Consider the following 23,088-nt stretch of genomic DNA (forward strand, 5'->3'; position numbering starts at 1 on the left):
GGGACGTCTTCTGTCACCGTACCCGGTTCGAGGAGGTTCACCGATCGTGGCCGAACAGCTCACCATCACCGCCGCCGAGGTCCACGCCGTGCTGGGCAAGCACCTGCTGACCGACGGCTTCAAGCTGGTCCTCGACACCGACGCGAGCCAGGGCAGCTGGCTGGTCGACGCGCGCGACGGCAAGCGCTACCTCGACATGTACACGTTCTTCGCGTCCGCGCCGCTGGGCTGCAACCCGCCCGGCCTGGTCGACGACATCGCGTTCATGGACCTGCTGGGCCGGGTCGCCGCGAACAAGCCGGCCAACCCCGACATCTACTCGATCCACCTCGCCGAGTTCACCGAGACGTTCGTCCGGGTGCTCGGCGACCCGCGGCTGCCGCACCTGTTCTTCGTCGAGGGCGGCGCGCTCGCCGTCGAGAACGCGCTCAAGGTCGCCTTCGACTGGAAGAGCCGGCAGAACGAGGCGAACGGCCGCGACCCGCGCCTGGGCACCCGCGTCATGCACCTCACCCGCGCCTTCCACGGCCGCAGCGGCTACACCATGTCGCTGACGAACACCGAGCCGAACAAGACCGCCCGGTTCCCGCAGTTCGACTGGCCGCGCATCGACGTCCCGGCCATCACGTTCCCGCTCGAGGACCACCTGGCCGAGGTCGAGGCGGCGGAACAGCACGCCCTCGAGCAGGCCCGCGCCGCCTTCGCGGCCCACCCGCACGACATCGCCGCATTCATCTGCGAGCCCATCCAGGGCGAGGGCGGCGACAACCACATGCGCCCCGAGTTCCTGCAGGCCATGCAGGCCCTCGTGCACCAGCACGACGCCCTGTTCATCGTCGACGAGGTCCAGACCGGCGCCGGCACCACGGGGTCCGCCTGGGCGTACCAGCAGCTCGGCCTGAAGCCCGACGTCGTCGCGTTCTCGAAGAAGACCCAGGTCGGCGGCGTCATGGCCGGCGGCCGGGTCGACGAGGTCCCCGACAACGTCTTCACCGTGTCCGGCCGCATCAACTCCACGTGGGGCGGCGGGCTCGCCGACATGGTCCGGTCGCGCCGGCTGCTCGAGATCATCGAGAAGGACGGGCTCATCGAGGCCGCCGGCCCCAAGGGCGAGCGGTTCCTTGCCGGGCTGCGCGCCGTCGCCACCGAGACCGGCGCCGTCAGCAACGTGCGCGGCCGCGGCCTCATGCTCGCCTGCGACCTGCCCGACGGCGCCACCCGCGACGCCGTCGTGGCCGACCTTCGCGAGAACGAGCAGGTCATCGCCCTTCCCTGTGGCGGGCGCGCGATCCGCTTCCGTCCCGCACTGTCGGTGACCGATGATGAGATCGACCTCGCCGTCGCGGCGCTCGGCCGCGCCGTCGCCCGTCAGTTCGCCAGCGTCTGAGCACCGAGGAGCACAAGCACCGTGACCCGCACCGTCACCTCCGTCGTCGACGGCAAGGCCGTCTTTGATTCGACACAGCCGATCGCGCAATCGCTCAACCCGGCTGACCTCGACGACGTCGTCGGCGAGGTCGCCCTCGCGCCGGGACGCATCTTCACCGCCGCCGCCGTCGTCGCCCGCAATGCTCAGCGCGCGTGGGCCGACATCCCGGCGCCGGTCCGCGGCCGGGCCATCGCCCACATCGGCCGCGTGGTCGAGGAGAACGCCGAGTCGCTGGCCCGGCTGGTGACCCGCGAGATCGGCAAGCCGTACGCCGAGGCCCTCGGCGAGGTCCGCGAGATCGTCGACACCTGCGACTTCTTCCTGGGCGAGGGCCGGCGTCTCTACGGCCAGACGGTGCCCAGCGAGATGCCCGACAAGCAGCTGTTCACGTTCCGCAACCCGGTCGGCACGGTCGCCGTCATCACCGCCGGCAACTTCCCGGTGGCGGTGCCGTCCTGGTACATCGTCCCGGCGCTGCTCACCGGCAACACCATCGTCTGGAAGCCGGCCGAGTACTCCGCGGTCGTCTCCAACGCCTTCCACGACCTGTTCGTCAAGGGCGGCGGGCTGCCCGACGGCGTGTTCAACCTGGTGCACGCCGACGGCGCCGAGACGTACGCCGGCCTGCAGGAGTCGCTCGAGCTCGGCTACATCGACAAGGTCGGCTTCACCGGCTCGTCCGAGGTGGGCCGCGAGATCGGCGCGCTCACGGGCCGGCACCTGCAGACCGCCTGCCTCGAGCTGGGCGGCAAGAACCCGCTGGTCATCGCTCCGAGCGCCGACCTCGACCTCGCCGTCGAGGGCGCGCTGTTCTCCGGCTTCGGCACCGCCGGGCAGCGCTGCACGTCGCTGGGCACGGTCATCGTGCACGAGTCGCTGCACGACGAGTTCATCCGCCGCTACGGCGCGGCGGTCGACGCCGCCGCCGTCGGCGACCCGACGCAGGACGTCCTCATGGGCCCGCTGCTCGACGCCAAGTTCGCTGAGCGGTACGAGAAGTTCCTCGGCTGGGTCCAGCCGCAGCACACCGTGCTCGGGCGCACCGGCCGCATCACCGGCGCCAACCCGCGCGACGGCTTCGTCGGCGACCCCGCGAAGGGTCTCTTCTACCACCCGGTGGTCGTCGACGGCGTCAGCCCCGGCGACGAGCTGTTCGACCAGGAGACGTTCGGCCCCATCGTCGGCGTCACCTCGTACTCGACGCTCGACGAGGCCATCGACCTCGCCAACGCGCCCGGCTACGGCCTGTCCAGCAGCATCTACACCACCGACCCGGCTGACGCGTTCGCGTACCGGCGCGGCATCTCCGCCGGCATGGTGAGCATCAACAACTCCACGTCCGGCGCCGAGGCGCACCTGCCGTTCGGCGGCAACGGCAAGTCCGGCAACGGGTCGCGGCAGTCCGGCATGTGGGTGCTCGACCAGTTCACCCGCTGGCAGTCGGTCAACTGGGACTACTCCGGGCGGCTGCAGAAGGCGCAGATGGACGTCGCCGACCTCGACGCGGATCTGGCCTTCCGGCTCGACGAGTCGTGAGCACCACCGCCGCGCTCGAGGAGTCGCTGCTTGCGGCGATCTCGGCGCTGCCCGCGGGGACGGCGTCGGCTGCCGGTTCCGCCGGGGTGCTGCAGGGCGTCTTCGACGCGCAGGTGACCAGCCGGCACCTCGACGTCGTCGCGCGTGAGCTGCAGGCGGCGGGGCGCGGCTTCTACACCATCGGGTCAGCGGGGCACGAGGCGAACGCGCTGGTCGCGACGGCGCTTCGGCCCAGCGACCCGGCGCTGCTGCATTACCGCTCGGGCGGCTTCTACGCCGCCCGGGCGGCCCAGGTGCCGGGCAGCACGCCGGTCCGCGACGTGCTGCAAAGCCTCATGGGCGCCGCCGACGAGCCGATCGCCGGCGGGCGGCACAAGGTGTTCGGGAACGCGGCGCTGTCGGTCATCCCGCAGACGTCGACCATCGCCTCGCATCTGCCGCGCGCGGTCGGGCTGGCCATCGCGCTGCACCGGGCGCACCGGCTCGGCGTGTCCGTGCCCTGGCCGGACGACGCCGTCGTCGCGTGCTCGTTCGGCGACGCGTCGGCCAACCACTCGACCGCCGTCGGGGCGATCAACGCCGCCCTGAACACGGCGTTCCGCGGGCTGCCGGTGCCGGTGCTGTTCGTCTGCGAGGACAACGGGCTCGGCATCTCGGTCCCGACGCCGGCCGGCTGGGTCGAGACGGCGTACGGGTCGCGGCCGGGGCTCACCTACGTGCGGGTCGACGGGTCGGACCCGTTGACGGCGCTCACGGGGGCTCGGCGGGCGGTGGGCTACGTCCGGTCCGAGCGCAAGCCCGCGTTCCTGCACCTGCAGACCGTCCGCTACCTCGGGCACGCCGGCAGCGACGCGGAGATCAGCTACCGCACGACCACCGAGATCGCGGCCGACCACGCCCGCGACCCGATCCTGGGGACGGCGCGCGCACTGGTCGCCGCGGGGGCCGCGACGCCGGCCGAGCTGCTGACCCGGTACCGCGAGCTGCGGGCCGAGGTCGACGCCGTCGCCTCGTCGTTGCGGGGCGCCCGCACCCTCGGGTCCGCGCCCGAGATCGTCGCCCCGCTCTCCCCGCGCACACCGGACGCCGTCGCCGTCGCCGCCCGTTCGCTCTATGACGAATCGCGCGGCGGCGAGCCGGCGACGCTGGCCGAGTCGATCAACGCCACGCTGTCGGCGGCGCTCGAGCGTGACCGCCGGGTCGTCGTCTTCGGCGAGGACGTGGGGCGCAAGGGCGGCGTCTACGGCGTCACCCGCGGCCTGGCGCGCAAGCACGGCCGGGCCCGGGTCTTCGACACGCTGCTGGACGAGCAGTCGATCCTCGGCCTCGGGCTGGGCGCGGGCCTGGCCGGGCTGCTCCCCGTCCCCGAGATCCAGTACCTCGCCTACCTGCACAACGCCGAGGACCAGCTGCGCGGCGAGGCGGCGTCGCTGGCGTTCTTCTCCACCGGGCAGTACCGCAACCCGCTGGTCGTGCGGATCGCCGGGCTGGCCTACCAGCGCGGGTTCGGCGGGCACTTCCACAACGACAACGGCGTCGCCGTGCTGCGCGACATCCCGGGCCTGGTGGTCGCCTGCCCGTCGCGCGGTGACGACGCCGCCGCCATGCTGCGGACGTGTCTGGCGGCCGCTGTGGTCGATGGAACCGTCTCGGCGTTCCTCGAGCCGATCGCGCTCTACCACACCCGTGACCTGCATGGGGACGGCGACGGCGCCTGGCTCTCTGTTGACGGTGGGGAGCATGTGCCGATCGGCCGGGCGCGTGTGTACGGGGCGGGTGCCGACCTGACCATCGTCACCTTCGGAAACGGCGTGCCGATGAGCCTGCGGGTCGCGAAGCGGCTGGCCGAGCGGGACATCGCGGCGCAGGTGCTGGACCTGCGCTGGCTGGCGCCGCTGCCGGTCGAAGACATCGTCCGCGAGGCCAACCTCACCGGCAGAGTGCTGGTGGCCGACGAGACCCGCCACTCCGGCGGGGTCGGCGAGGGCGTCATCACCGCGCTGGTCGAGGCCGGCTACCAGGGCCGCATCGCCCGGGTCGCCAGCCACGACAGCTTCGTGCCGCTGGGCAGCGCCGCGAACCACGTGCTGCTCGGCGAGCAGGACATCGAGAGGGCCGCCGTCGAGCTGGCCGAGAAGGAGTGACATGACCTCGCCCCTGGAACTGCTGAGCGCCGAGCACCTGCTCAGCGAGGAGGAGCGCGACCTGCGCGACGCCGTCGCCCACTTCGTCGACGACCGCGTCCGCCCGTCGATCGCGGACTGGTACGAGTCCGGGCTGTCGCCGTCCGCGGTGCGCGACCTGGCCCTCGAGGCCGGGAAGCTCGGGCTGCTCGGCATGCACCTGACCGGCTACGGCTGCGCCGGCACCAACGCCGTCTCGTACGGCCTCGCCTGCATGGAGCTGGAGGCCGGCGACTCCGGCGTCCGCTCGCTGGTGTCGGTGCAGGGGTCGCTGGCGATGTTCGCGATCTGGAAGTTCGGCTCCGAGGAGCAGAAGCAGCAGTGGCTGCCGGGGATGGCGTCCGGCGAGCTGATCGGGTGCTTCGGGCTGACCGAGCCCGACTTCGGCTCCAACCCGGGCGGCATGCGCACCCGCGCCCGCCGCGACGGCGACGACTGGGTGCTCGACGGCACCAAGATGTGGATCACCAACGGCTCGGTCGCCGACGTCGCGGTGGTGTGGGCGCGCTGTGTCGACGACGATGCCGTGCGCGGCTTCCTGGTGCCGGCGGGGACGCCCGGGTTCTCGGCACCTTCGATCGGGCGCAAGCTGTCGCTGCGGGCGTCGGTGACGAGCGAGCTCGTGCTGGAGGGAGTCCGGCTGCCCGCCGACGCCGTCCTGCCCGAGGTGTCCTCGCTGCGGGGGCCGCTGTCGTGCCTGAACGAGGCCCGCTTCGGCATCGTGTTCGGCGCGCTGGGCGCCGCGCGGGACTGCCTGGCGGCGGCCCTGTCGTACGTCGGGACCCGCGAAGTGTTCGACCGGCCGCTCGCGTCGTTCCAGCTCACCCAGGCCAAGCTCGCCGACATGGCGCTGGAGCTGCAGAAGGGCTACCTGCTGGCCCTGCACCTCGGCCGGCTGAAGGACTCGGGTTCGCTGACGCCGCAGCAGGTGAGCCTCGGGAAGCTGAACAACGTCCGCGAGGCGCTCGCGATCGCCCGCGAGTGCCGGACGATCCTGGGTGCCAACGGCATCACGCTGGAGTACCCGGTGCTGCGCCACGCCAACAACCTCGAGTCGGTGCTGACGTACGAGGGCACCAGCGAGGTGCACCAGCTGGTCATCGGCCAGGCCCTGACCGGCCACAGCGCCTTCAGCTGACCCCGTCCCTCATGATCATCCAGGATTAGTGGCGCTATAGCCCCACCAATCCTGGATGATCATGGCCGCGTCGGCGCTCCGCGGCCTTGCCGCCCCTCGATGGCGGGCGGTTTGGTGGCGCCAGGGCGCCACTCATCCACCCGCCATCCCGCACCCCGCCGTCAGGCTGTCATGGGGCGGTTCTCGTAGGCCGTCGACAGGACGATGGTGGTGCGGGTGGAGACGTTCGCCGACGACCGGATGCGGGCCAGCAGGTCCTCGAGGTCGGCGGGACGCCCCACCCGCACCTTGAGGATGTAGTTCTCGTCGCCGGCGACGGAGTAGCAGGCCTCGATCTCGGGGATGCCGGCCAGCCGGTCCGGTGAGTCGTCGGGCTGGCTCGGGTCGATCGGCTTGATGGAGATGAACGCCGTCAGCGGGAGCCCCACCGCCTCGTGGTCGACGACGACCGAGTAGCCGCGGATGACGCCGCGCTCCTCGAGCCGTCGGACGCGCTGGTGCACGGCCGACGTGGACAGGCCGGTGGACTTGCCGAGATCGGTGTAGCTCATCCGGCCGTCCCGCATCAGCAACGCCACGATCTTCCTGTCGATGTCCTCCACGGGTGCACTCTAGCGTCGCCCCTGGCAGGACACCGTCGCGGCGCGCGGCACCCGTTCCATGACCGAATAGTGCAATGTCATATGGACAATTCCACAACAATCCATTACAGACACGGACATGAGCCGCAGACTCGTCGCCCTGATCACCCTCCTCACCGCCCTCCTGATCGCCCCCACCCCGGCGCAAGCCGACACCGTCGCGCCCGACCACGACCATGCCCAGGCGTGCGCCCTGCCCGGCGTCCCCGGCGAGCCCGGCGGCACCGACCGGAAGAACTGGTGGGGCGACGGCGGCCACGAGACCCGCTGGGAGCGCTACGTCCCGCCCGTTGGCCAGGTCCGCGCGATCATGCTGTTCGTCGACTTCCCCGACGCGGTCGCCTCGGCCAACGCGGCGCCGTACGACGACACCGGCTACTACTACGACTACCTGCGCCCGGGCGCGGAGTGGCTGGAGCGCTCGTCCTACGGGAGGCTCGACTTCGAGGTCACGCCGACCCGGCAGTGGGTCCGGATGCCGCAGGCCAGCACCACCTACGGCTTCGCCCGCACCATGACGCTGTCGACCCAGACCGAGTACGTGCGCGACGCCGTCGAGGCCGCGGACCACCTGGTCGACTACTCGCAGTACGACGTCGTCCTCGTCGTGCCGCCGCGCAACGCGTCGGCCATCAGCTTCTCGCCGGGCTACGTGTCGGGGCCGGGCGACGAGATCATCGCCGACGGCACCTGGGTGCGCCACGGCGTCACGTTCGGCCAGGACATGCGCAGCTGGGGCAGCAAGCTGCTCAGCCACGAGGCCGGCCACATCTTCGGGCTGGCCGACCTCTACGTCGAGCCGGGCGACCAGCACCGCGCGGTCCGCGGCTGGGACCTCATGGGCAACATCGGCGGCCACGCGCCGGACTTCTTCGCCTGGCACAAGTGGAAGATGGGGTGGCTCGACGACGACCAGATCGACTGCGTGACGGGTCCGGGCGTCAGCCAGCACCGGCTCACGGCGGTCGAGCGGTTCCCGTACGGCACGAAGGCGGTCGTCATCCGGACCAGCGAGACGACGGCGTACGTCGTCGAGAGCCGCCGGAGGTTCGAGCACGACGTCCAGGCCTGCAGCACGGGGGCGCTGGTGTACTCGGTGGACTCGCAGAAGCGGTCGGCGCAGGCACCGATCTGGGTGGTCGACGCCAGCCCCGGCGCCGGCGGCAGCACCCGTCAGTGCACCGATCTGGACCACGCCACGCTCTCGCTCGACGGCGTCACCTCGCTCACGCTGCCCGAGGGCATCACCGTCGAGATCGTCCGCCAGTCCGGCCTGAGCGACACCGTTACGGTCACCTGGCCCGGCGACTGAGGCCGCCCGGTGGCACGATGACCGGATGGACCTGGCAGCGGCGCGCGCCCTCTTCTCCCCCGACCCCGGCTGGCTGAACACCGCGAGCTACGGCCTGCCGCCGTCCACCGCGTGGGCGGCGCTGCAGGCCGCGCTCGACGAGTGGCGGCACGGCCGGGTGTCGTGGGAGGGCTGGGGCGAGTCGACAGCGCGGGCGCGGACGGCGTTCGCTCGGCTCGTGCACGCCGACGAGGCCGACGTGACGACGGGCGCCCAGGTGTCGCAGCTGGTCGGGCAGCTGGCCGCGTCGGTGCCGGACGGGACCGTCGTGCTGGCGCCCGAGGAGGACTTCACCTCGCTGCTCTTCCCCTGGTTCGCCCAGCAGCACCGCGGTGTGGTGGTGCGGACGGCGCCCGCCGCGACCCTCGCCGACGCCGTCACGCCCGACGTCGACGTGGTCGCGTTCAGCCTCGTGCAGTCCGCCACGGGCGCTGTGGCCGACGTCGACGCCGTCGTCGCCGCGGCAGGTGAGGCAGGCGCATCGACGGTCGTCGATGCGACCCAGGCGGTCGGCTGGCTGCCGGTCGACGCCCGGCGGTTCGACGCCCTGGTCGCGGGCGGGTACAAGTGGCAGCTCTCGCCGCGTGGGACGGCGTTCCTGGTCACGACGGCGCAGCTGCGGTCGCGGGTGGTGCCGTCGCAGGCCGGGTGGTGGGCGGGCGAGGACCCGTTCGGCTCGTACTACGGGCCGCCGCTGCGCCTCGCCGCCGACGCGCGACGGCTGGACCTGTCGCCCGCGTGGTTCTCCTGGGTCGGCGCCGCGCCGGCGCTGGAGCTGCTCGCATCGGTGGGCGTCGATGCGGTGCACGACTGGAACGTGGGGCTGGCGAACCGGTTCCTCGACGGGCTCGGGCTGGCGCCGGGCGACTCCGCGATCGTGTCGGTGGACGTGCCCGGCGCGCAGGAGCGGCTCGAGGCGGCCGGCGTGCGGGCGGCGGTGCGCGGCGGCCGGCTGCGCGCGTCGTTCCACCTGTACTCCACCGAGGACGACGTCGACCGCGCCGTCGAGGCCCTGACCAGCTGATGTCACATTCGCGGGCGTCAATCCGTCCCAGTGTCAGTCCCGCCGGGCAGACTGGCGGGGTGCCGCAGACACAGCACCGGATGGAGTACCCATGAACACCCTCGACGGCTTCCGCACCTCCCTGACCGGCCGGGCCTACAAGCCCGGAGACGACGGCTACGACGACGTCCGGCGGCCGTGGAACCTGCTCATCGACCAGCACCCCGGCGTGGTGGTGGCGGCCGAGACCCCGGCCGACGTCCAGGCGGCGGTCCGGCTGGCCCGCGAGCGCGGCCTGCCGTTCGCCGTCCAGTCCTCCGGCCACGGCGCCGTGCGCGGCAACGACGACGGCGTCGTCGTCAACGTCACCCGGCTCACGGGGGTCGAGGTCGACGCCGAGCGCAAGGTCGCCCGCATCGTCGGCGGCACCCGCTGGCGCGAGGTCCTCGAGGCGACCGCCCCGCACCAGCTCGCCGGCCTGTCCGGCACGGCGCCCACCGTCGGTGCCGTCGGCTACTCCATGGGCGCCGGCCTGGGCCTGCTGCTGCGCAGCCACGGCTTCGCCGCCGACAGCATCGTGGCGGCCGACGTCGTCACCGCCGGCGGCGAGCTGGTGCGGGCGAGCGCCGACGAGAACCCCGACCTGCTGTGGGCGCTCAAGGGCGGCGGCGGCAACTTCGGCGTGGTGACGGCGCTCGAGGTGCGGCTGCACCACGTGCCGGCCGTCCACAACGGCACCATGATCTACCCCGGCGCGCGGGCCGCCGAGGTGCTGCGCACCTGGGCCGACTGGACTGGCCAGGTCTCCGACGACGTCTCCGCGGCGGCCATGGTCATGACGGTCCCGCCGGCGCCGACGGTGCCCGAGCCGCTGCGCGGCCAGCACGTCGTCATGCTGCGGGCCACCATCGCCGCCGACCACGGCGCCGAGCTCGACGCGCTGCGCTCCGCGCTCGGCGAGCCCATCGCCGACATGTTCCGCACCATGACGTACCTCGAGGCGGCGCTCTCGGGCAGCGAGCCCACCGACCCCATGCCGGCGGCCGGGCGCAGCACCGCGCTGGGCGAACTGAGCGACGACGTCATCGGCGCGCTGGTGGGGCTGACCGAGCCGGGCTCGCCGGTCCCGGGCATCGAGATCCGCCACCTCGGCGGCGCCGCGGCCAAAGAGCAGGACAGCCCCGTCTCGCACCGCGACGCCCCGTACATCGCGGCGGCGCACGCCATGGCCGCCACACCGGAGCAACTGGCCACCGTCGAGGAGCGCCTCGACCACGGCTTCGCCGCCCTCGGCGACGCCGCCCGGCCGCACGGGTTCCTCAACTTCCTCGAGCCTGGCTCCACGCCCGAGGTGGTGAAGGCCGCCTACTCCCCTGCCGCCTACCAGCGGCTGCAGCAGGTCAAGACGGCTTGGGACCCCGAGAACCTGTTCCAGTACACCCACAACATCCCGCCGGCGACCTGATCACCAGCCCTGCGGGGGCCGCTTTCCATGATCATCAAGGATTCACCACACCATAGGGGGTCGGATCCTTGATGATCATGGAGAAGGTCGGCTCAAACGGGCCTCGGAAGCCGACCTTCTCCATGATCAACAGCGAGCGGCCGGCGGAACTGGACCACAGCGAGACCAATGGCCAAACCACGCGAGAACAGCTAGCGGCCAGCGCAACCCCACACCAGCGGCAAGAAGGGCGTGGCCATTCCGGGGGAAGGGCCCTGGTGCTGTGAAAGGCGAGGGCGCGGCGGTGCGGGTCAAGTCCAGCGCCCCCCACCACAGCGGCGACGCAACCACGGCGCGCGCAGACTCGAGGCGCGCCGCCGCGCCCTCGACAATCGAGACAGCAGTGGGCCCGACCCACGCTCGGACGCCACCGCCGAACTCGGCAAACCTCACTCCGACTGTTCAGCCGCCTCAGCCGCAGTGAGGCGGAGCCGGGCCGACGCCAACGATCGCGCCCAGCCGGCCGCCGCCGGGTCGGGCGGACGCTGCCAGTGCCAGTCGGTCAGTGCCTGGTAGGCCGCCGCCACGGACAGCAGCCGGTCCTCGGCGTACGGCCGGCCGCCCAGGATGGTGCCGATCGGAATGCCCCCGGAGAACCCGATCGGCAGCGCCAGCTCCGGCAGCCCGATGATGTCGAACGGCACCGGCGACGTCTGCACCACGACGTCGCACTGCGAGAACAGGTCGTCGAGCACCCGCTCCAGCAGCACCAGTTTGGCCCGCTGGCCGGTCACGTACTCGTCGGCGCCCATCAGCGCGCCCTGCAGCCAGCTGGTCAGCGACACCCCGAACAGCTTGAGGTCCTGGCGCAGGTACGGGACGAACGGCTCGGCCCGCTCCGGCAGCCGGACGTCGTTGAACCGGCCGGTCAGCACGTCCCACTCGTCGGGCAGCGTCACGTCCACCACGGAACAGCCCTCGATGCCGGCCAGGGTGTCGAGGAACGCCCGCCGCGCGGCCGCCGTCGGGCTGGTCCCGGACAGGAACCCGGGGATGACGCCGATCCGGGTCTTCCACCGCAGCCTCACCCGCGAGCCCGAGCCCCGGTACACCGGCGTGGCCGCGGAGACCAGGTTCGGCACCGGCGGCAGCCCCTGCGTGCGGGGGTCGTTGACGTCCTCACCGGCCATGGCCTGCAGCATGATCGCCGCGTCCTTGGCGTCCCTGGCCAGCGGTCCCGGGTGGTCGCGCGAGTAGGTCAGCGGCACGATCCCGTACAGCGACGCGCGGCCCATGGTCGGCTTGAGGCCGGTGAGGTTCTGCGCGTTCGACGGCGCCGTGATCGACCCGCCGGTCTGCGTGCCGATGCCCGACGTCGCCAGCCGCCCGGCCACCGCCGTCGCCGTCCCCGTCGACGATCCGCCGGGGTTGGTCGTCGGGTTCGACGGCGTCCACGCGTTCACCGTGGTCACGACTCCGTCCGGCGTGGTCGCGCGGGTGGTCGCCAGCGGGCCCATCTGGGTCTTGCCCAGGACGATGCCGCCGGCCGCGGTCAGCCGGGCCACCGCCGTCGCGTCGAACGGCGGCACGAAGTCGGCGAAGACGTACGAGTTCGCCGTCGTCGGCACGCCGGCCGTGTAGTAGTTGTCCTTGATCGCCAGCGGGATCCCGTGCAGCGGGCCGTGGTACCGGCCGCGCCGCAGCGCACGGGCGGCAGCAGCCGCCTCGGCGGTGAGCACCAGGTTGAACGCCTGGTAGGTGCCGTCGAACGCGGCGATGCGGTCCAGGTGCGCCTCGACCAGCGCCTCCGGCCGCAGCCGGCCCTCCCGGATCAGCCAGGCGGCCTCGGCGATGGTCAGCTCGGTGAGGTCGGCGAGCGCCTCGGGCCGCGGCTCGGTGTAGGCGTCCGGGTGCGGGCTCGACCCCGACCGGGTGGCGACGGGGCCGACCGGGCCCGCGAACGCGACCTGCGGCAGCCCGACGGCGCCGGCCACCGCCGCGCCGGCCCCGAGCACCGCCATGCGGGCCAGGAACGAGCGCCGGTCGACGTGGACGTCCTGCGGCCCCGTCACGACTCCCTCCACGCCGTGCTGATGGACGGATACAGCATCGGGGCGGCCTGCTGCGACACCTCGACGCTGGGCGCCGGCGGCACCCAGGCGCTGATCTCGGCCAGCGAGGACCGGACGAACGAGCGCAGCGACGACAGGACGGCGGCCTGGCCGGGCGCGCCGGTCTCGGGGTCGTCGGCCGTGCCGGGCGGCAATTGGCCGAGGTCGATGCCGACGGCCGCGAGCCGGGCCCGGATCATGATGTCGAGCTCGGCGTCGGTGGGTGGGGTGGGCGCCATGTCGCTCCTCGAGGGTGGGACGGACGGGGGTGCCCGAACACTCTCGTGCGGAACGGTTTCGGCGCTATGTCGGCAACGTCACGTATCAAGGATCACGAGGTCGCGCGGGCGCCGGTTCAGCGCCTCGACCCCGTCGGCCGTCGCCACCACGATGTCCTCGATGCGCGCGCCGTACCGCCCGGCCAGATAGAACCCCGGCTCCACGGAGAACGCCATGCCCGGCTCCAGGGCCAGCGTGTTGCCGGCGACGATGTACGGCTCCTCGTGCGTCTCCATGCCGATGCCGTGGCCGGTGCGGTGGATGAAGGCCTCGCCCAGCCCGGCCTCGGTCAGGACGGAGCGCGCGGCGGCGTCGACCGACTCCGCCGTCACCCCGGGCCGGACGTGCGCGACTGCCGCCGCCTGCGCCGCCTGCAACGCGTCGTAGGCCGCCCGGTACTCAGCGCCCGGGTCGCCGACGGCGTACGTGCGGGTGGAGTCCGAGCAATAGCCGGCCTCCGTCGTGCCGCCGATGTCGACGACCACGGGGTCGCCGGCCGCGATGACCCGGCCGCTGGTCTCGTGGTGCGGGCTGGCGCTGTTCGGGCCGGAGGCGACGATGACGAAGTCGGCCGTGACGTGGCCCTCGGCCAGGATGGCGGCGGCGATGTCGCGGCCCACCTCGGCCTCGGTGCGGCCGGCCCGGAGCCACTCGCCGACCCGGGCGTGCACGCGGTCGATGGCGGCGCCGGCCTCGCGCAGCGCCTCGACCTCGGCCGCGGACTTGCGCATGCGCAGCTCGGCCAGCACCGCACCCGCGGCCACCTGCTGGACGCCGGGCATGGCGGCGCGGAACCGCAGCGCCTTCTCGGCCCACATCTGGTCGTCGAGCCCGACCCGTCGGGCGTCCGGCAGCAGCGCGGCGGCGAGGGCGACGGCGTCGTCCGTCTCGTCCCACGGCAGGATGTCGAGGGCCAGCTTCCCGGCGCCGGACGCGACGGCGGCCGGCTCCTCCAGCCCGGGCACCACCAGTGACGCCGTCCCGTCGGCCGGCAGCACCAGGCAGGTGAGCCGCTCGAGCGGCTTCGCGTCGTAGCCGGTGAGGTAGCGCAGGCCCGCGCCGGGCGTGATGAGCAGGGCGTCGAGGCCCGCGGCGGCAGCGGCGGCACGGGCGCGGACGAGGCGGTCGTCGAGGTCGGCGGTCACGCCTCGCACCCTATCGACCGGCGCCCCGCTCAGCTCCCGCCGGCGGCCGCCGCGGTGCTGGCACCGACGATGGCCGCCGTCACCGCGGCCTGCACCTCCTGGACCGCCCGCTTGACCGCGTCGGCCGCCCAGGCGCCCTCGGAGATCTCCTTGGCGCGCCGTTTGACGGCCCGCCGGTCGTCGGACGGCACGACCTTGTTGACGCCGTCGACGGCGAGCAGCAGCGACACCAGCGCCGCCGTACGCGGGTCGGGCTCGAGCCCGGTGACCAGCACGTCGTGCAGCCGCTGACGGACTCCGGCCTCGTGCGTGGCGTCGGCGGCCGGCCAGCGGGTGGTCGGGAAGATGCCGAGCACCCTGCCCTCCTCCTCGCGCAGTAGCCCGCGGTCGGCCAGACGGCGCAGCAGCCGGTCGCGCGTGCCCTTGCGCAGCTGGCCGAGCACGTTCTTCGGCTTCTTGCCCTCGTCGTCGGACAGCTCGGTCAGCGCGTGGTCGAGGACGTCGTCGCCGACGGGGCTCGCGTCGCGCACGACCAGGCGGTCGCGCTTGACCGCCTCGCCCTCGCCGGCCACGTCGACCTTCCCGAGCATGGACAGTTCGAGCAGCAGAGCGCCGGCGAGCGAGTACTCGAGGCGTGTGCCGTCGAAGGTCGCTTTGCCCGATTCGTCGTCATAACTCAGCAGCAGGAGGTCCTCGGCGATCAGCACGCTCTCGACTCTAGCCGCGTTCCTATTAGGGTCGTGGGTATGCCACGACACGCGCAGCAGCGCGTCAGCACCAGGCCGCGCCGCAGTGCTTGGGCCGTCGTCATCGGCGGCATCGGCGAGATCCTCCTCACCGCCGGCGTCCTCGTCCTGCTCTTCGTCGTCTACGTCATCTGGGGCACCGGCATCCAGACCGCCCAGGCGCAGGACGCGCTCGAGGACGAGCTGGGCCAGCAGTGGGGCCAGCTCGACCCCGGCACGCCGCCGCCCGACCCCGACGAACTGGCCGACGGCGACGCGTACGGCGTCCTGCGCATCCCCCGCTTCGGCGACGACTGGGAGTTCACCGTCGTCCAGGGCGTCCTCGCCGACGACCTCGCCCGCGGGCCCGGCCACTACCCCGGCACCGCCAACCCCGGCGAGGTGGGCAACGTCGGCATCGCCGCGCACCGCTCGGGCCACCTGTCCCCGTTCGCCGACTTCCCGGACCTGCGGGTGGGCGACACCATCGAGCTCGAGATGGCCGACGGCACCTACGTCTACCAGCTCGACTCCGCCCCCGACGGCGACAGCGACGGCAACAAGATCGACATCAACGACGTCTGGGTGGTCGACCCCGTCCCCGGCGAGCCGAGCGACACCGAGCCGACGGAGCGGCGCATCACGCTGACCACCTGCTGGCCGCGGTTCGGCTCGTCACACCGCATGTACGCCACCGGCACCCTGGTCAGCGGCCCGACCGGCTGACCCGCCTCCCGCACCGCCGGCGCGCACCCTGTTCAGCGGCCCGACGGGGTGACCTCGGGCTCGGGCTCGAGGTGCGGCAGCAGGCGGTCCAGCCAGTGCGGCAGCCACCAGCACCGGTCCCCCAGCAGGAACATCGCCGACGGCACCACCAGCAGCCGGATGATCGTCGCGTCGATGAGGACACTGAAGCCGAGCCCGACCGCCAGCATCTTGATGACCACGTCGTCGGACACCACGAAGGCGAAGAACACGCACATCATGATCAGCGCGGCCGACGTGATGACGCGCGCCGTCACCGCGAGGCCGGTCGTGACGCTGCCGTGGTTCTCGCGCGTCTTCAGCCAGGCCTCCCGGACCCGCGACAGCAGGAAGACCTCGTAGTCCATCGAGAGGCCGAACACGATCGCGAACATGATCATCGGCACGTACGACTCGATCGGCACCTCCTGGTCGACGCCGAGCCAGGACGAGCCCCAGCCCCACTGGAAGACGGCGACGACCACGCCGTAGGCGGCGGCGATGGAGAGCAGGTTGAGCAGGGCGGCCTTGAGCGCGAGCACCGGGCTGCGGAACGAGAGCAGCAGCACGACGAACGCCGCCAGCACCACGATCGCGATGATCTCGGGCAGCCGCTCGGCCACCAGGTCGCGGAAGTCCAGCTGGGCCGCCGTCATCCCGGTGACGTACGACGTCGTGGTCGTGCCGGCCAGCACCGGGGCGATGGTGTCGTCGCGCAAGGTGTGCAGCAGGTCGTCGGTGGCCTCGTCCTGCGGGCGGGTGGTGGGCGTCACCGTCGACACGATGAGATCGCCGTCCTGGCTGGGCGTGAAGTCGCTGACCGAGGCCACACCGTCGGTGTCGCTGATCGCCGACGACAGGTCCGCCGCGATCGTCGTCGGGTCGTCGCCGGAGCCGACCTCCGCGACGACGGTGAACTGGCCGTTGACGCCCGCCCCGAAGCCGGACGCGATGGCGTCGTAGGCCTCGCGCGTGGTGCTCCCCTCGGCCGAGGCGCCGTCGTCGACGTGCCCGAGCTGCATCGACAGCGTCGGGATGGCCAGTACGCAGGCGATCCCGACACCGAGGAGCAGGTAGCGCCACGGGTGCCGGTCCAGCGCGAGCGCGTAGCGCCGCCAGGTCGACGCGGAGCCGTCGCCGGACTCCTCCGCGACCGGCGTGCGCACCCTCAGCTTGTCGATCCGCCGTCCCAGCGCGCCGAGCAGCGCCGGCACCAGGGTGACGGCGGCGATTCCGGCGACGACGACGGCGACCGCGGCGGCCAGCCCGAGCTTGCCGATGAAGCCGATCCGCGTCGCCCACAGCCCGGACAGCGCGATCACCACCGTCGACGCCGCGATCAGCACCGACCGGCCGCTGCTGCCGACCGTCTGGCCGGCCGCCGTCACCGGGTCGGTGCCGTCGATCAATCGCTGCCGGTGCCGCGTCGTCAGGAACAGCGCGTAGTCGATCCCGACGCCCAGCCCGAGCATGACGGCCAGCGTCGGCGACGCCGTCCCGAAGTCGACCCCGGCCGCGATCAGCCCGAGCACGCTCAGCGCCGTCAGCACCCCGACGACCGACGAGGCGATCGGCAGCAGCGCGGCGGCCACGCTGCCGAACGCGACCAGCAGCACGACGATCGCGACCCCGATCCCGATCGACTCGGACAGCCGGTCGTTCGGCGCCGGCTCGGCCGCCTGGCCCAGCGCGCCGGTGTAGTCGACGTCCACGCCGGCGGCGCGGGCCGGGTCCGTCGCGGTGTCCATGGCGTCGACGAAATCGTCCCCGAACGCGCCGGGGTTGCCGTCGAACTGGACGGTGACGTAACCGACGGTGCCGTCCGGGGCCGTGACCAGGTCCGACACGGTGAGGACGTGGTCGACGGACTCGACGTCGGTGACCGCCCGCTGGATGTCCTCCGGCTGCGACGTCAGGCCGGCGTCGTCGGTGAACACCAGGCGCGCGGAGTACGAGCTCGCGGTGACGCCGTGGTCGACGAGCAGGTCGCTGCCCTGCCCGGACTCGGTGTCCGGCAGGGTGAAGTCGTCGCTGTAGACGCCGCCCCAGATCCGGTCGGCGGCGACGGTGCCGACCAGCACGACCAGCCAGACCGCGATGACGACCCAGTGGTGACGGGCGCAGCTGCGGCCCAGGCGCTCCAACGCCCCCGACTCCAGCGCCGGCTCCCCCGGTTCCTCCGGCTTCGCCGGCTCCACCCTGATGTGCCGCCCCGTCGAATCCGCCATCGTGGCCCCCCGGCGTCTCCTTGCGAACGTAGGAGCGGCACCCAGGTGAGTCAACGGACCTTCGGCCCTAACCCGCCAGTACGCTGGCGGGCATGCCCGGGACCGAGAACCGCCTGATGCTCCTCGACACCGCCTCGCTGTACTTCCGCGCCTTCTTCGGCGTTCCCGAATCGATCAAGGCGCCCGACGGCACGCCGGTCAACGCCGTGCGCGGGCTGCTCGACTTCATCGCCCGGCTGACGACCGACCGCCAGCCGGGCCGGCTGGTGGCCTGCCTCGACGCCGACTGGCGGCCGCAGTTCCGGGTCGACCTGCTGCCGTCGTACAAGGCGCACCGGCTGGCCAACGCCGCGCGCAACATCGAGGAGGTGCCGGCGGCGCTGCAGGCACAGCTGCCGATCATCGAGGACGTGCTGACGGCGCTGGGCATCGCGCACTTCGGCGTCAAGGGCTTCGAGGCCGACGACGTCATCGGTACCCTCGCGACGGCCGACGCCGGCCCCGTCGACGTCGTCACCGGCGACCGCGACCTGTTCCAGCTGGTCGACGACGACCGCGGCGTGCGCATCCTCTACACCGCCCGCGGCGTCGGCCGGCACGAGGTGGTCGACGAGACCGTCGTGACCACGAAGTACGGTATCCCGGGCCGCTCGTACGCCGACTTCGCGACGCTGCGCGGCGACCCCAGCGACGGCCTGCCGGGCGTCGCCGGCGTCGGCGACAAGACCGCCGGCACCCTGATCACCCGGTTCGGCAGCATCGACGGGCTGTTGGCCGCCGTCGACGACCCCGAGGCGGAGCTGTCGCCGACGCTGCGCCGCAAGATCGCCGACGCCCGCGACTACCTGGCCGTCGCGCCCACCGTCGTCGAGGTCCGCCACGACGTCCCGCTGCCCGACTACGACGACACCCTGCCCGTGGCGCCGGCCGACCCCGAGGCGCTGGTCGAGCTGGCGAACCGGTGGGGCCTCGACTCCTCGCTGAACCGGGTGCTCAACGCGTTCAACCCGGCCCCGGCGTAGCCGCCGAGGCCCACCGGCCTCGTCGCGGCGGCCGTGCCGGTCCGACGGCCAGGAACATCGCGACCCGGGCGACCTCGTCGCCACCCATGGCGATGCGCTGCTCCCGCCCGAGATGGACGTGACCCACCGCGCTCCGAGCACTCTGTGAGTCATGCCACAGGCCGGTCCTGTCAGCAATCGGGGCGTCGTTCCGCTCAACTCACATGAGCACGAACCCCCTACACGTGGCACCCGCTGACGGGACCGGCCCAGGCGCACCGGACGCGCGTCAGCTGCGCACGATCCTGATCGCCGTCTCGATCGCGCTCATGGCCGTCATCGCGTCAGTGTCAGGGCTGAACGTCGCCCAGACGAAGATGGCCGTCGACTTCGACATCGCACAGAACACCGTCCTGTGGATCATCAACATCTACACCCTCACCCTGTGCGCGCTTCTGCTGCCGCTCGGCGCGATCGGCGACCGGCTGGGCCGCAAGCCGATGCTGGTCGCCGGGCTGGTCGTCTTCGGCGTCTCGAGCGTTGTCGGGGCCCTGGCGCCGAACGCAGAGATGATGCTCGCCTCGCGTCTGGTCAGCGGTATCGGCGCCGCGGTGATCATGCCCATCACGCTGGCCGTCATCACCTCGACCTTCCCCGAAGAGCAGCGCGGAAAGGCGATCGGCGTGTGGACCGGCGTCGCCGGAGGCGGCGGCATCCTGGGCATGTTCCTCTCCGCCTTCCTCGTCGACGTCGCCGACTGGCGCTGGTTGTTCGCCCTGCCCGTGGCGCTGATCGTCGTGGCCCTGGCCATGACGCTGACGTCGGTGCCCAACTCGCACGAGCGCCCCGCCCACTCCTTCGACACCGTCGGCGCACTGGTCTCCATCGTCGCCGTGGTCGGCCTCACCTTCTGCCTGCAGGAGGGACCTGAGCGCGGCTGGACCGAACCCGCGACGCTCATCAGCCTCGTCGTCGGCATCGTCGCCACGGTCGGCTTCGTGGCCTGGGAACTGCGCCGCCGGGACGCCTCGCTGCTGGACGTGCGCCTGTTCCGGGCGCGCGGTTTGTCCGGCGGCTCGATCACGCTGCTCGTGGCCTTCGGTGTCCAGGCGGGCATCTTCGTCGTGCTCTTCCCGTTCTTCCAGGCCGTGTTCGGCTGGTCAGGGCTGTTGTCCGCGGCGGCGCTGATGCCCATGGCCGTCACGATGATGGTGGCCACCAGCCTGGCCCCCAAGATGGTCGTGCGGATCGGTCCCGGCCCGACCATGAGTGCGGGCATCGCGCTGACCGGCGTCAGCCTGGCGCTCATGGCCATGTTCGTCTCCGTCAACGGCGGTTACCTCTCGCTCCTGCCCGGCATCCTGGTCATGGGCATCGGCATGGGCCTATCCATGGTGCCCTCCACCGAGGCCATCACCCTCTCCCTGCCGCACGAGAAGCAAGGCGTCGCCTCCGCCCTCAACGACGTCACCCGCGAATTCGGCACCGCACTCGGCGTCGCCATGATCGGTGCGGTCCTGACGACCGGTTACCGCGACTCGATGGACGACCGGCTGGAGGGCGTTCCCCAGGAGACCGCCGACATCGCACGGGAAGGCGTCGCCACCGCCGTCGAGGTCTCGGGCAGCGCGGGCTCGCACGCGCAGCAGGTGCTCGACGCCGCCCAGCAGTCCTACGTCGACGGATGGCAGCAGTCCATGTGGACAGGCTTCGCCGTCATGGGCGTGTTGTTCGTCTACATCGCCTTCCGCGGTCCGAAGAACGCCGCCCGCACCCCCGCGGTGTGACGCACGCCACATGCGGCCGCTGTCAGGAATCATGCCGCTGTCCCGCTCAACTCACGAAGGCCGAACGAACCGACAGGAGCATCGCATGAAGCACCGCATCGTCGTTCTCGGCGCGGGCGATGCCGGGGCCTACGTTGCCGGGAACCTGGCCCGCCGGCTGTCACCGGAGGACACCGAGATCACCGTGGTCAACGCGGCGCCGGACTTCGTCCAGCGGCAGCGGCTGAACCAGCTGGCAGCAGGCCGGGAGGTCGCCGCCCCGCCGCTCACCGAGGTCTTCGACGGCACGGAGATCCGGCTGCGCCTCGCCCGGGTCACCGCCATCGACCCCGAGCGCCGGGTCGTCGCGGTGGCCGACGGCGACGGCGGCGGCGAGATCGGCTACGACACGCTCGTGTATGCGCTCGGCAGCCACATCGCCGACCACGCCGTCACCGGGGCGGCCGAGCACGCCTTCGACGTCGCCAGCCGGCCGTCGGCGCTGCGCCTGCGCGAGCACCTGGACGGCCTCGACGGCCGCGGGCGCGGGCGGGTGCTGGTCGTCGGCGACGGGCTGACCGGCATCGAGACCGCCACCGAGATCGCCGAGGCCCGGCCCGAGCTCTCGGTCTCGCTGCTCGCCCGCGGCGAGCTGGCTGTCCGGCTTGCCCCTGGCGCCCGCGACCACCTGCGCCGGGCCTGCGACCGGCTGCGCATCACCGTGCTCGAGCACACCGACGTCGACGCCGTCGAGGCCACACAGGTGCAGTGCGCCAACGGCACCGTCCTGGCCTCCGACGCGACCGTGTGGACGGCCGGATTCGCAGTCAGCCCCATCGCCGCCGCGAGCGGGCTAGAGGTCACCGACAACGGTCAGATCCTCGTCGACCGCACCATGCGGTCGGTCTCACACCCGGACGTCTACGCCGTCGGCGACAGCGTCTACACCATCGGCGAGAACGGCCGGCAGCTGCCCATGAACTGCGGTTCGGCCGGCTTCACCGGCCGGCAGGCCATCGAGGCGATCGTGGGGCGCCTGACCGGCCGCAAGATCGCACACGTCAAGCTGGTGTACTGGTACAACGCCATCAGCCTCGGACGCCGCGACGGGATCCTGCAGCTGATCGACGGTTCGGCGCAGGCCAGGCGGAGGTTCGTGCGCGGCCGGAAGGCCGTGCGGATCAAGTCCGGCGTCCAGTGGGGTGCGCTGCAGGGCACCATGCACCCGTCGGCTTTCGGCCGGCCCAGGCGTCGGCGCCGTCTTGCTGCCGTCCCGGCCGACTCCGCCCGGACGACGGCCGGGTAAATCTAGGGTGGTCCACGTGGACAGCGCTGCCGCCGATCGCTTCGACGCCGGTCGGTTCGAGGCCAGCCGCCACCGGCTGGCCTCGCTGGCGTACCGGATGCTGGGATCCGCCGCCGACGCCGAGGACGCCGTCCAGGACGCGTTCTTGCACTGGCAAGGCGTTGACCGGCAGCGCATCCAGGTCCCGGAGGCGTGGCTGACCAAGGTCGTCACCAACCTGTGCCTCGACCGGCTCCGCTCGGCGCAGGCCCGCCGCGAACGCACGGCCGGCGCGTGGCTGCCCGAGCCACTGCTGGAGGGCGATCCGATGCTCGGCCCGGCCGGAACCTACGAGCAGCGAGAGTCGGTGTCGCTGGCCGTACTGACGCTGATGGAGCGGCTATCACCCCCCGAACGGGCCGTCTACCTGCTGCGCGAGGCGTTCTCCTACGGCCACGCCGAGATCGCCGAGATCCTTGACATCACCGAGTCGGCCAGTCAACAGCACCTGCACCGCGCCCGGCGTCGCGTCACCGCGTCGCGACCCCGCGGCGGCGAGGTCGACCCGGCGGCGGCCCGCAGGATCGTCGAGGAGTTCTTCACCGCCGCCGCCTCGGGCCGCACCGAACCACTGGTGGCGCTGCTCACCGACGACGCGACGGCGGTCTCCGACGGCGCCGGCCTGACCGAGACGCTGCTGCGCTACGACACCCCGCAGCGCATCGCCGCCATCGCCCGGGCCGGTTTCGCACCCACCCCCGCGAAGCGGCGATTCGCCGGCGGCACGCCCGCCGTCCACTACGCGCTCGTCAACGGTTCCCCCGCCATCCTCTTCGTGCTCGGCGACCAGGTCGTCGGCGCGGTGGCGTTCGACCTCACCGGCGGCAGGATCGCCGCCGTCTGCGGGGTCGCCGCGCCCGACCGCCTCACCCGCCTCGCCGACGCCTGGCGGCGGCACGAGCCGGGCCCGCCACTCGTCACCGAGTGGTGAGCTGGGACGGCGCCGGCTTGGCGGCCCCGACCTCGGGGTCGAGGCCGGCCCAGACGTCGCCCGGGTGTCGCCTGCCGTTCGCCCGGCG

18 protein-coding genes are annotated in these 23,088 nt (G+C 72.5%); 12 read left to right on the forward strand and 6 right to left on the reverse strand.

The annotated features are described in order from the left end of the window. Nucleotides 1-46 precede the first annotated feature (46 nt). The 4 genes from lat to HD601_RS18630 are packed head-to-tail and all read left to right on the forward strand — an operon-like array spanning nt 47 to nt 6,286. Nucleotides 47-1,387 (forward strand): L-lysine 6-transaminase, encoded by a 1,341-nt coding sequence (gene lat / locus HD601_RS18615; protein ID WP_221441094.1) that lies wholly within the window; start codon nt 47-49, stop codon nt 1,385-1,387. 21 nt (nt 1,388-1,408) lie between these two features. Then, nucleotides 1,409-2,965: an aldehyde dehydrogenase family protein gene (locus tag HD601_RS18620; protein ID WP_184824339.1), complete on the forward strand. Its 1,557-nt coding sequence runs from the start codon at nt 1,409-1,411 to the stop codon at nt 2,963-2,965. Then, nucleotides 2,962-5,109 carry a thiamine pyrophosphate-dependent enzyme gene (locus HD601_RS18625; RefSeq protein WP_184824342.1) on the forward strand — a complete coding sequence of 716 codons (2,148 nt, stop codon included), beginning with the start codon at nt 2,962-2,964 and terminating at the stop codon, nt 5,107-5,109. Before HD601_RS18620 ends, HD601_RS18625 begins: the two co-directional genes overlap by 4 nt. A gap of 1 nt (nt 5,110) precedes the next feature. Then, the gene (locus HD601_RS18630; protein WP_184824345.1) at nt 5,111-6,286 is read left to right on the forward strand and encodes an acyl-CoA dehydrogenase family protein; all 1,176 of its coding nucleotides are present in this window, start codon (nt 5,111-5,113) and stop codon (nt 6,284-6,286) included. A 161-nt stretch (nt 6,287-6,447) separates the two neighbouring features. Here HD601_RS18630 and HD601_RS35855 read toward each other — a convergent pair whose 3' ends face one another. Next, nucleotides 6,448-6,888 (reverse strand): AsnC family transcriptional regulator, encoded by a 441-nt coding sequence (locus HD601_RS35855; protein WP_184824347.1) that lies wholly within the window; start codon nt 6,886-6,888, stop codon nt 6,448-6,450. A gap of 118 nt (nt 6,889-7,006) precedes the next feature. Here HD601_RS35855 and HD601_RS18640 point away from each other — a divergent pair, with 118 nt between their 5' ends. The 3 genes from HD601_RS18640 (at nt 7,007) to HD601_RS18650 (ending at nt 10,746) form a co-directional block, all read left to right on the forward strand. Further along, nucleotides 7,007-8,239, forward strand: coding sequence for a metallopeptidase domain-containing protein (locus HD601_RS18640; RefSeq protein WP_184824349.1), 1,233 nt, complete (start codon nt 7,007-7,009; stop codon nt 8,237-8,239). 25 nt (nt 8,240-8,264) lie between these two features. Beyond that, nucleotides 8,265-9,302, forward strand: coding sequence for an aminotransferase class V-fold PLP-dependent enzyme (locus tag HD601_RS18645; RefSeq protein WP_184824351.1), 1,038 nt, complete (start codon nt 8,265-8,267; stop codon nt 9,300-9,302). 91 nt (nt 9,303-9,393) lie between these two features. Continuing rightward, nucleotides 9,394-10,746 (forward strand): FAD-binding oxidoreductase, encoded by a 1,353-nt coding sequence (locus HD601_RS18650; protein WP_184830035.1) that lies wholly within the window; start codon nt 9,394-9,396, stop codon nt 10,744-10,746. Between the two features lie 428 nt (nt 10,747-11,174). Here the strand turns inward: HD601_RS18650 and HD601_RS18655 are convergent, their stop codons facing one another. From HD601_RS18655 to HD601_RS18670, 4 genes are all read right to left on the reverse strand, one after another. Further along, on the reverse strand, nt 11,175-12,797 hold the full coding sequence (locus HD601_RS18655; RefSeq protein ID WP_221441095.1) for an amidase family protein: 1,623 nt from the start codon (nt 12,795-12,797) through the stop codon (nt 11,175-11,177). After that, nucleotides 12,794-13,075: a hypothetical protein gene (locus HD601_RS18660; protein ID WP_184824353.1), complete on the reverse strand. Its 282-nt coding sequence runs from the start codon at nt 13,073-13,075 to the stop codon at nt 12,794-12,796. The genes HD601_RS18655 and HD601_RS18660 overlap by 4 nt, the downstream gene beginning before the upstream one ends. Before the next feature lie 78 nt (nt 13,076-13,153). Then, nucleotides 13,154-14,260, reverse strand: a complete 1,107-nt coding sequence (locus tag HD601_RS18665; protein WP_184824355.1) for a M24 family metallopeptidase — start codon at nt 14,258-14,260, stop codon at nt 13,154-13,156. A gap of 29 nt (nt 14,261-14,289) precedes the next feature. After that, nucleotides 14,290-14,967 (reverse strand): GPP34 family phosphoprotein, encoded by a 678-nt coding sequence (locus HD601_RS18670; RefSeq protein ID WP_184824357.1) that lies wholly within the window; start codon nt 14,965-14,967, stop codon nt 14,290-14,292. Nucleotides 14,968-15,006: 39 nt separating this feature from the next. On the opposite strand from HD601_RS18670, the gene HD601_RS18675 reads away from it, so the two are divergent. After that, the gene (locus HD601_RS18675; RefSeq protein WP_184824359.1) at nt 15,007-15,711 is read left to right on the forward strand and encodes a class E sortase; all 705 of its coding nucleotides are present in this window, start codon (nt 15,007-15,009) and stop codon (nt 15,709-15,711) included. Nucleotides 15,712-15,743: 32 nt separating this feature from the next. Here the strand turns inward: HD601_RS18675 and HD601_RS18680 are convergent, their stop codons facing one another. Beyond that, nucleotides 15,744-17,957 carry an MMPL family transporter gene (locus HD601_RS18680; RefSeq protein ID WP_184824361.1) on the reverse strand — a complete coding sequence of 738 codons (2,214 nt, stop codon included), beginning with the start codon at nt 17,955-17,957 and terminating at the stop codon, nt 15,744-15,746. 92 nt (nt 17,958-18,049) lie between these two features. Here HD601_RS18680 and HD601_RS18685 point away from each other — a divergent pair, with 92 nt between their 5' ends. The 4 genes from HD601_RS18685 to HD601_RS18700 all read left to right on the forward strand — a co-directional run bounded on the left by HD601_RS18685 (nt 18,050) and on the right by HD601_RS18700 (nt 23,000). Further along, nucleotides 18,050-18,979, forward strand: a complete 930-nt coding sequence (locus tag HD601_RS18685; protein WP_221441096.1) for a 5'-3' exonuclease — start codon at nt 18,050-18,052, stop codon at nt 18,977-18,979. A 203-nt stretch (nt 18,980-19,182) separates the two neighbouring features. After that, on the forward strand, nt 19,183-20,745 hold the full coding sequence (locus HD601_RS18690; RefSeq protein ID WP_184824363.1) for an MFS transporter: 1,563 nt from the start codon (nt 19,183-19,185) through the stop codon (nt 20,743-20,745). A gap of 85 nt (nt 20,746-20,830) precedes the next feature. Further along, on the forward strand, nt 20,831-22,030 hold the full coding sequence (locus HD601_RS18695; protein ID WP_184824365.1) for an NAD(P)/FAD-dependent oxidoreductase: 1,200 nt from the start codon (nt 20,831-20,833) through the stop codon (nt 22,028-22,030). 16 nt (nt 22,031-22,046) lie between these two features. Beyond that, nucleotides 22,047-23,000, forward strand: a complete 954-nt coding sequence (locus HD601_RS18700) for a sigma-70 family RNA polymerase sigma factor (protein ID WP_184824367.1) — start codon at nt 22,047-22,049, stop codon at nt 22,998-23,000. Nucleotides 23,001-23,088 lie beyond the last annotated feature (88 nt).

The organism is Jiangella mangrovi (assembly GCF_014204975.1).
GTDB lineage: Bacteria > Actinomycetota > Actinomycetes > Jiangellales > Jiangellaceae > Jiangella > Jiangella mangrovi.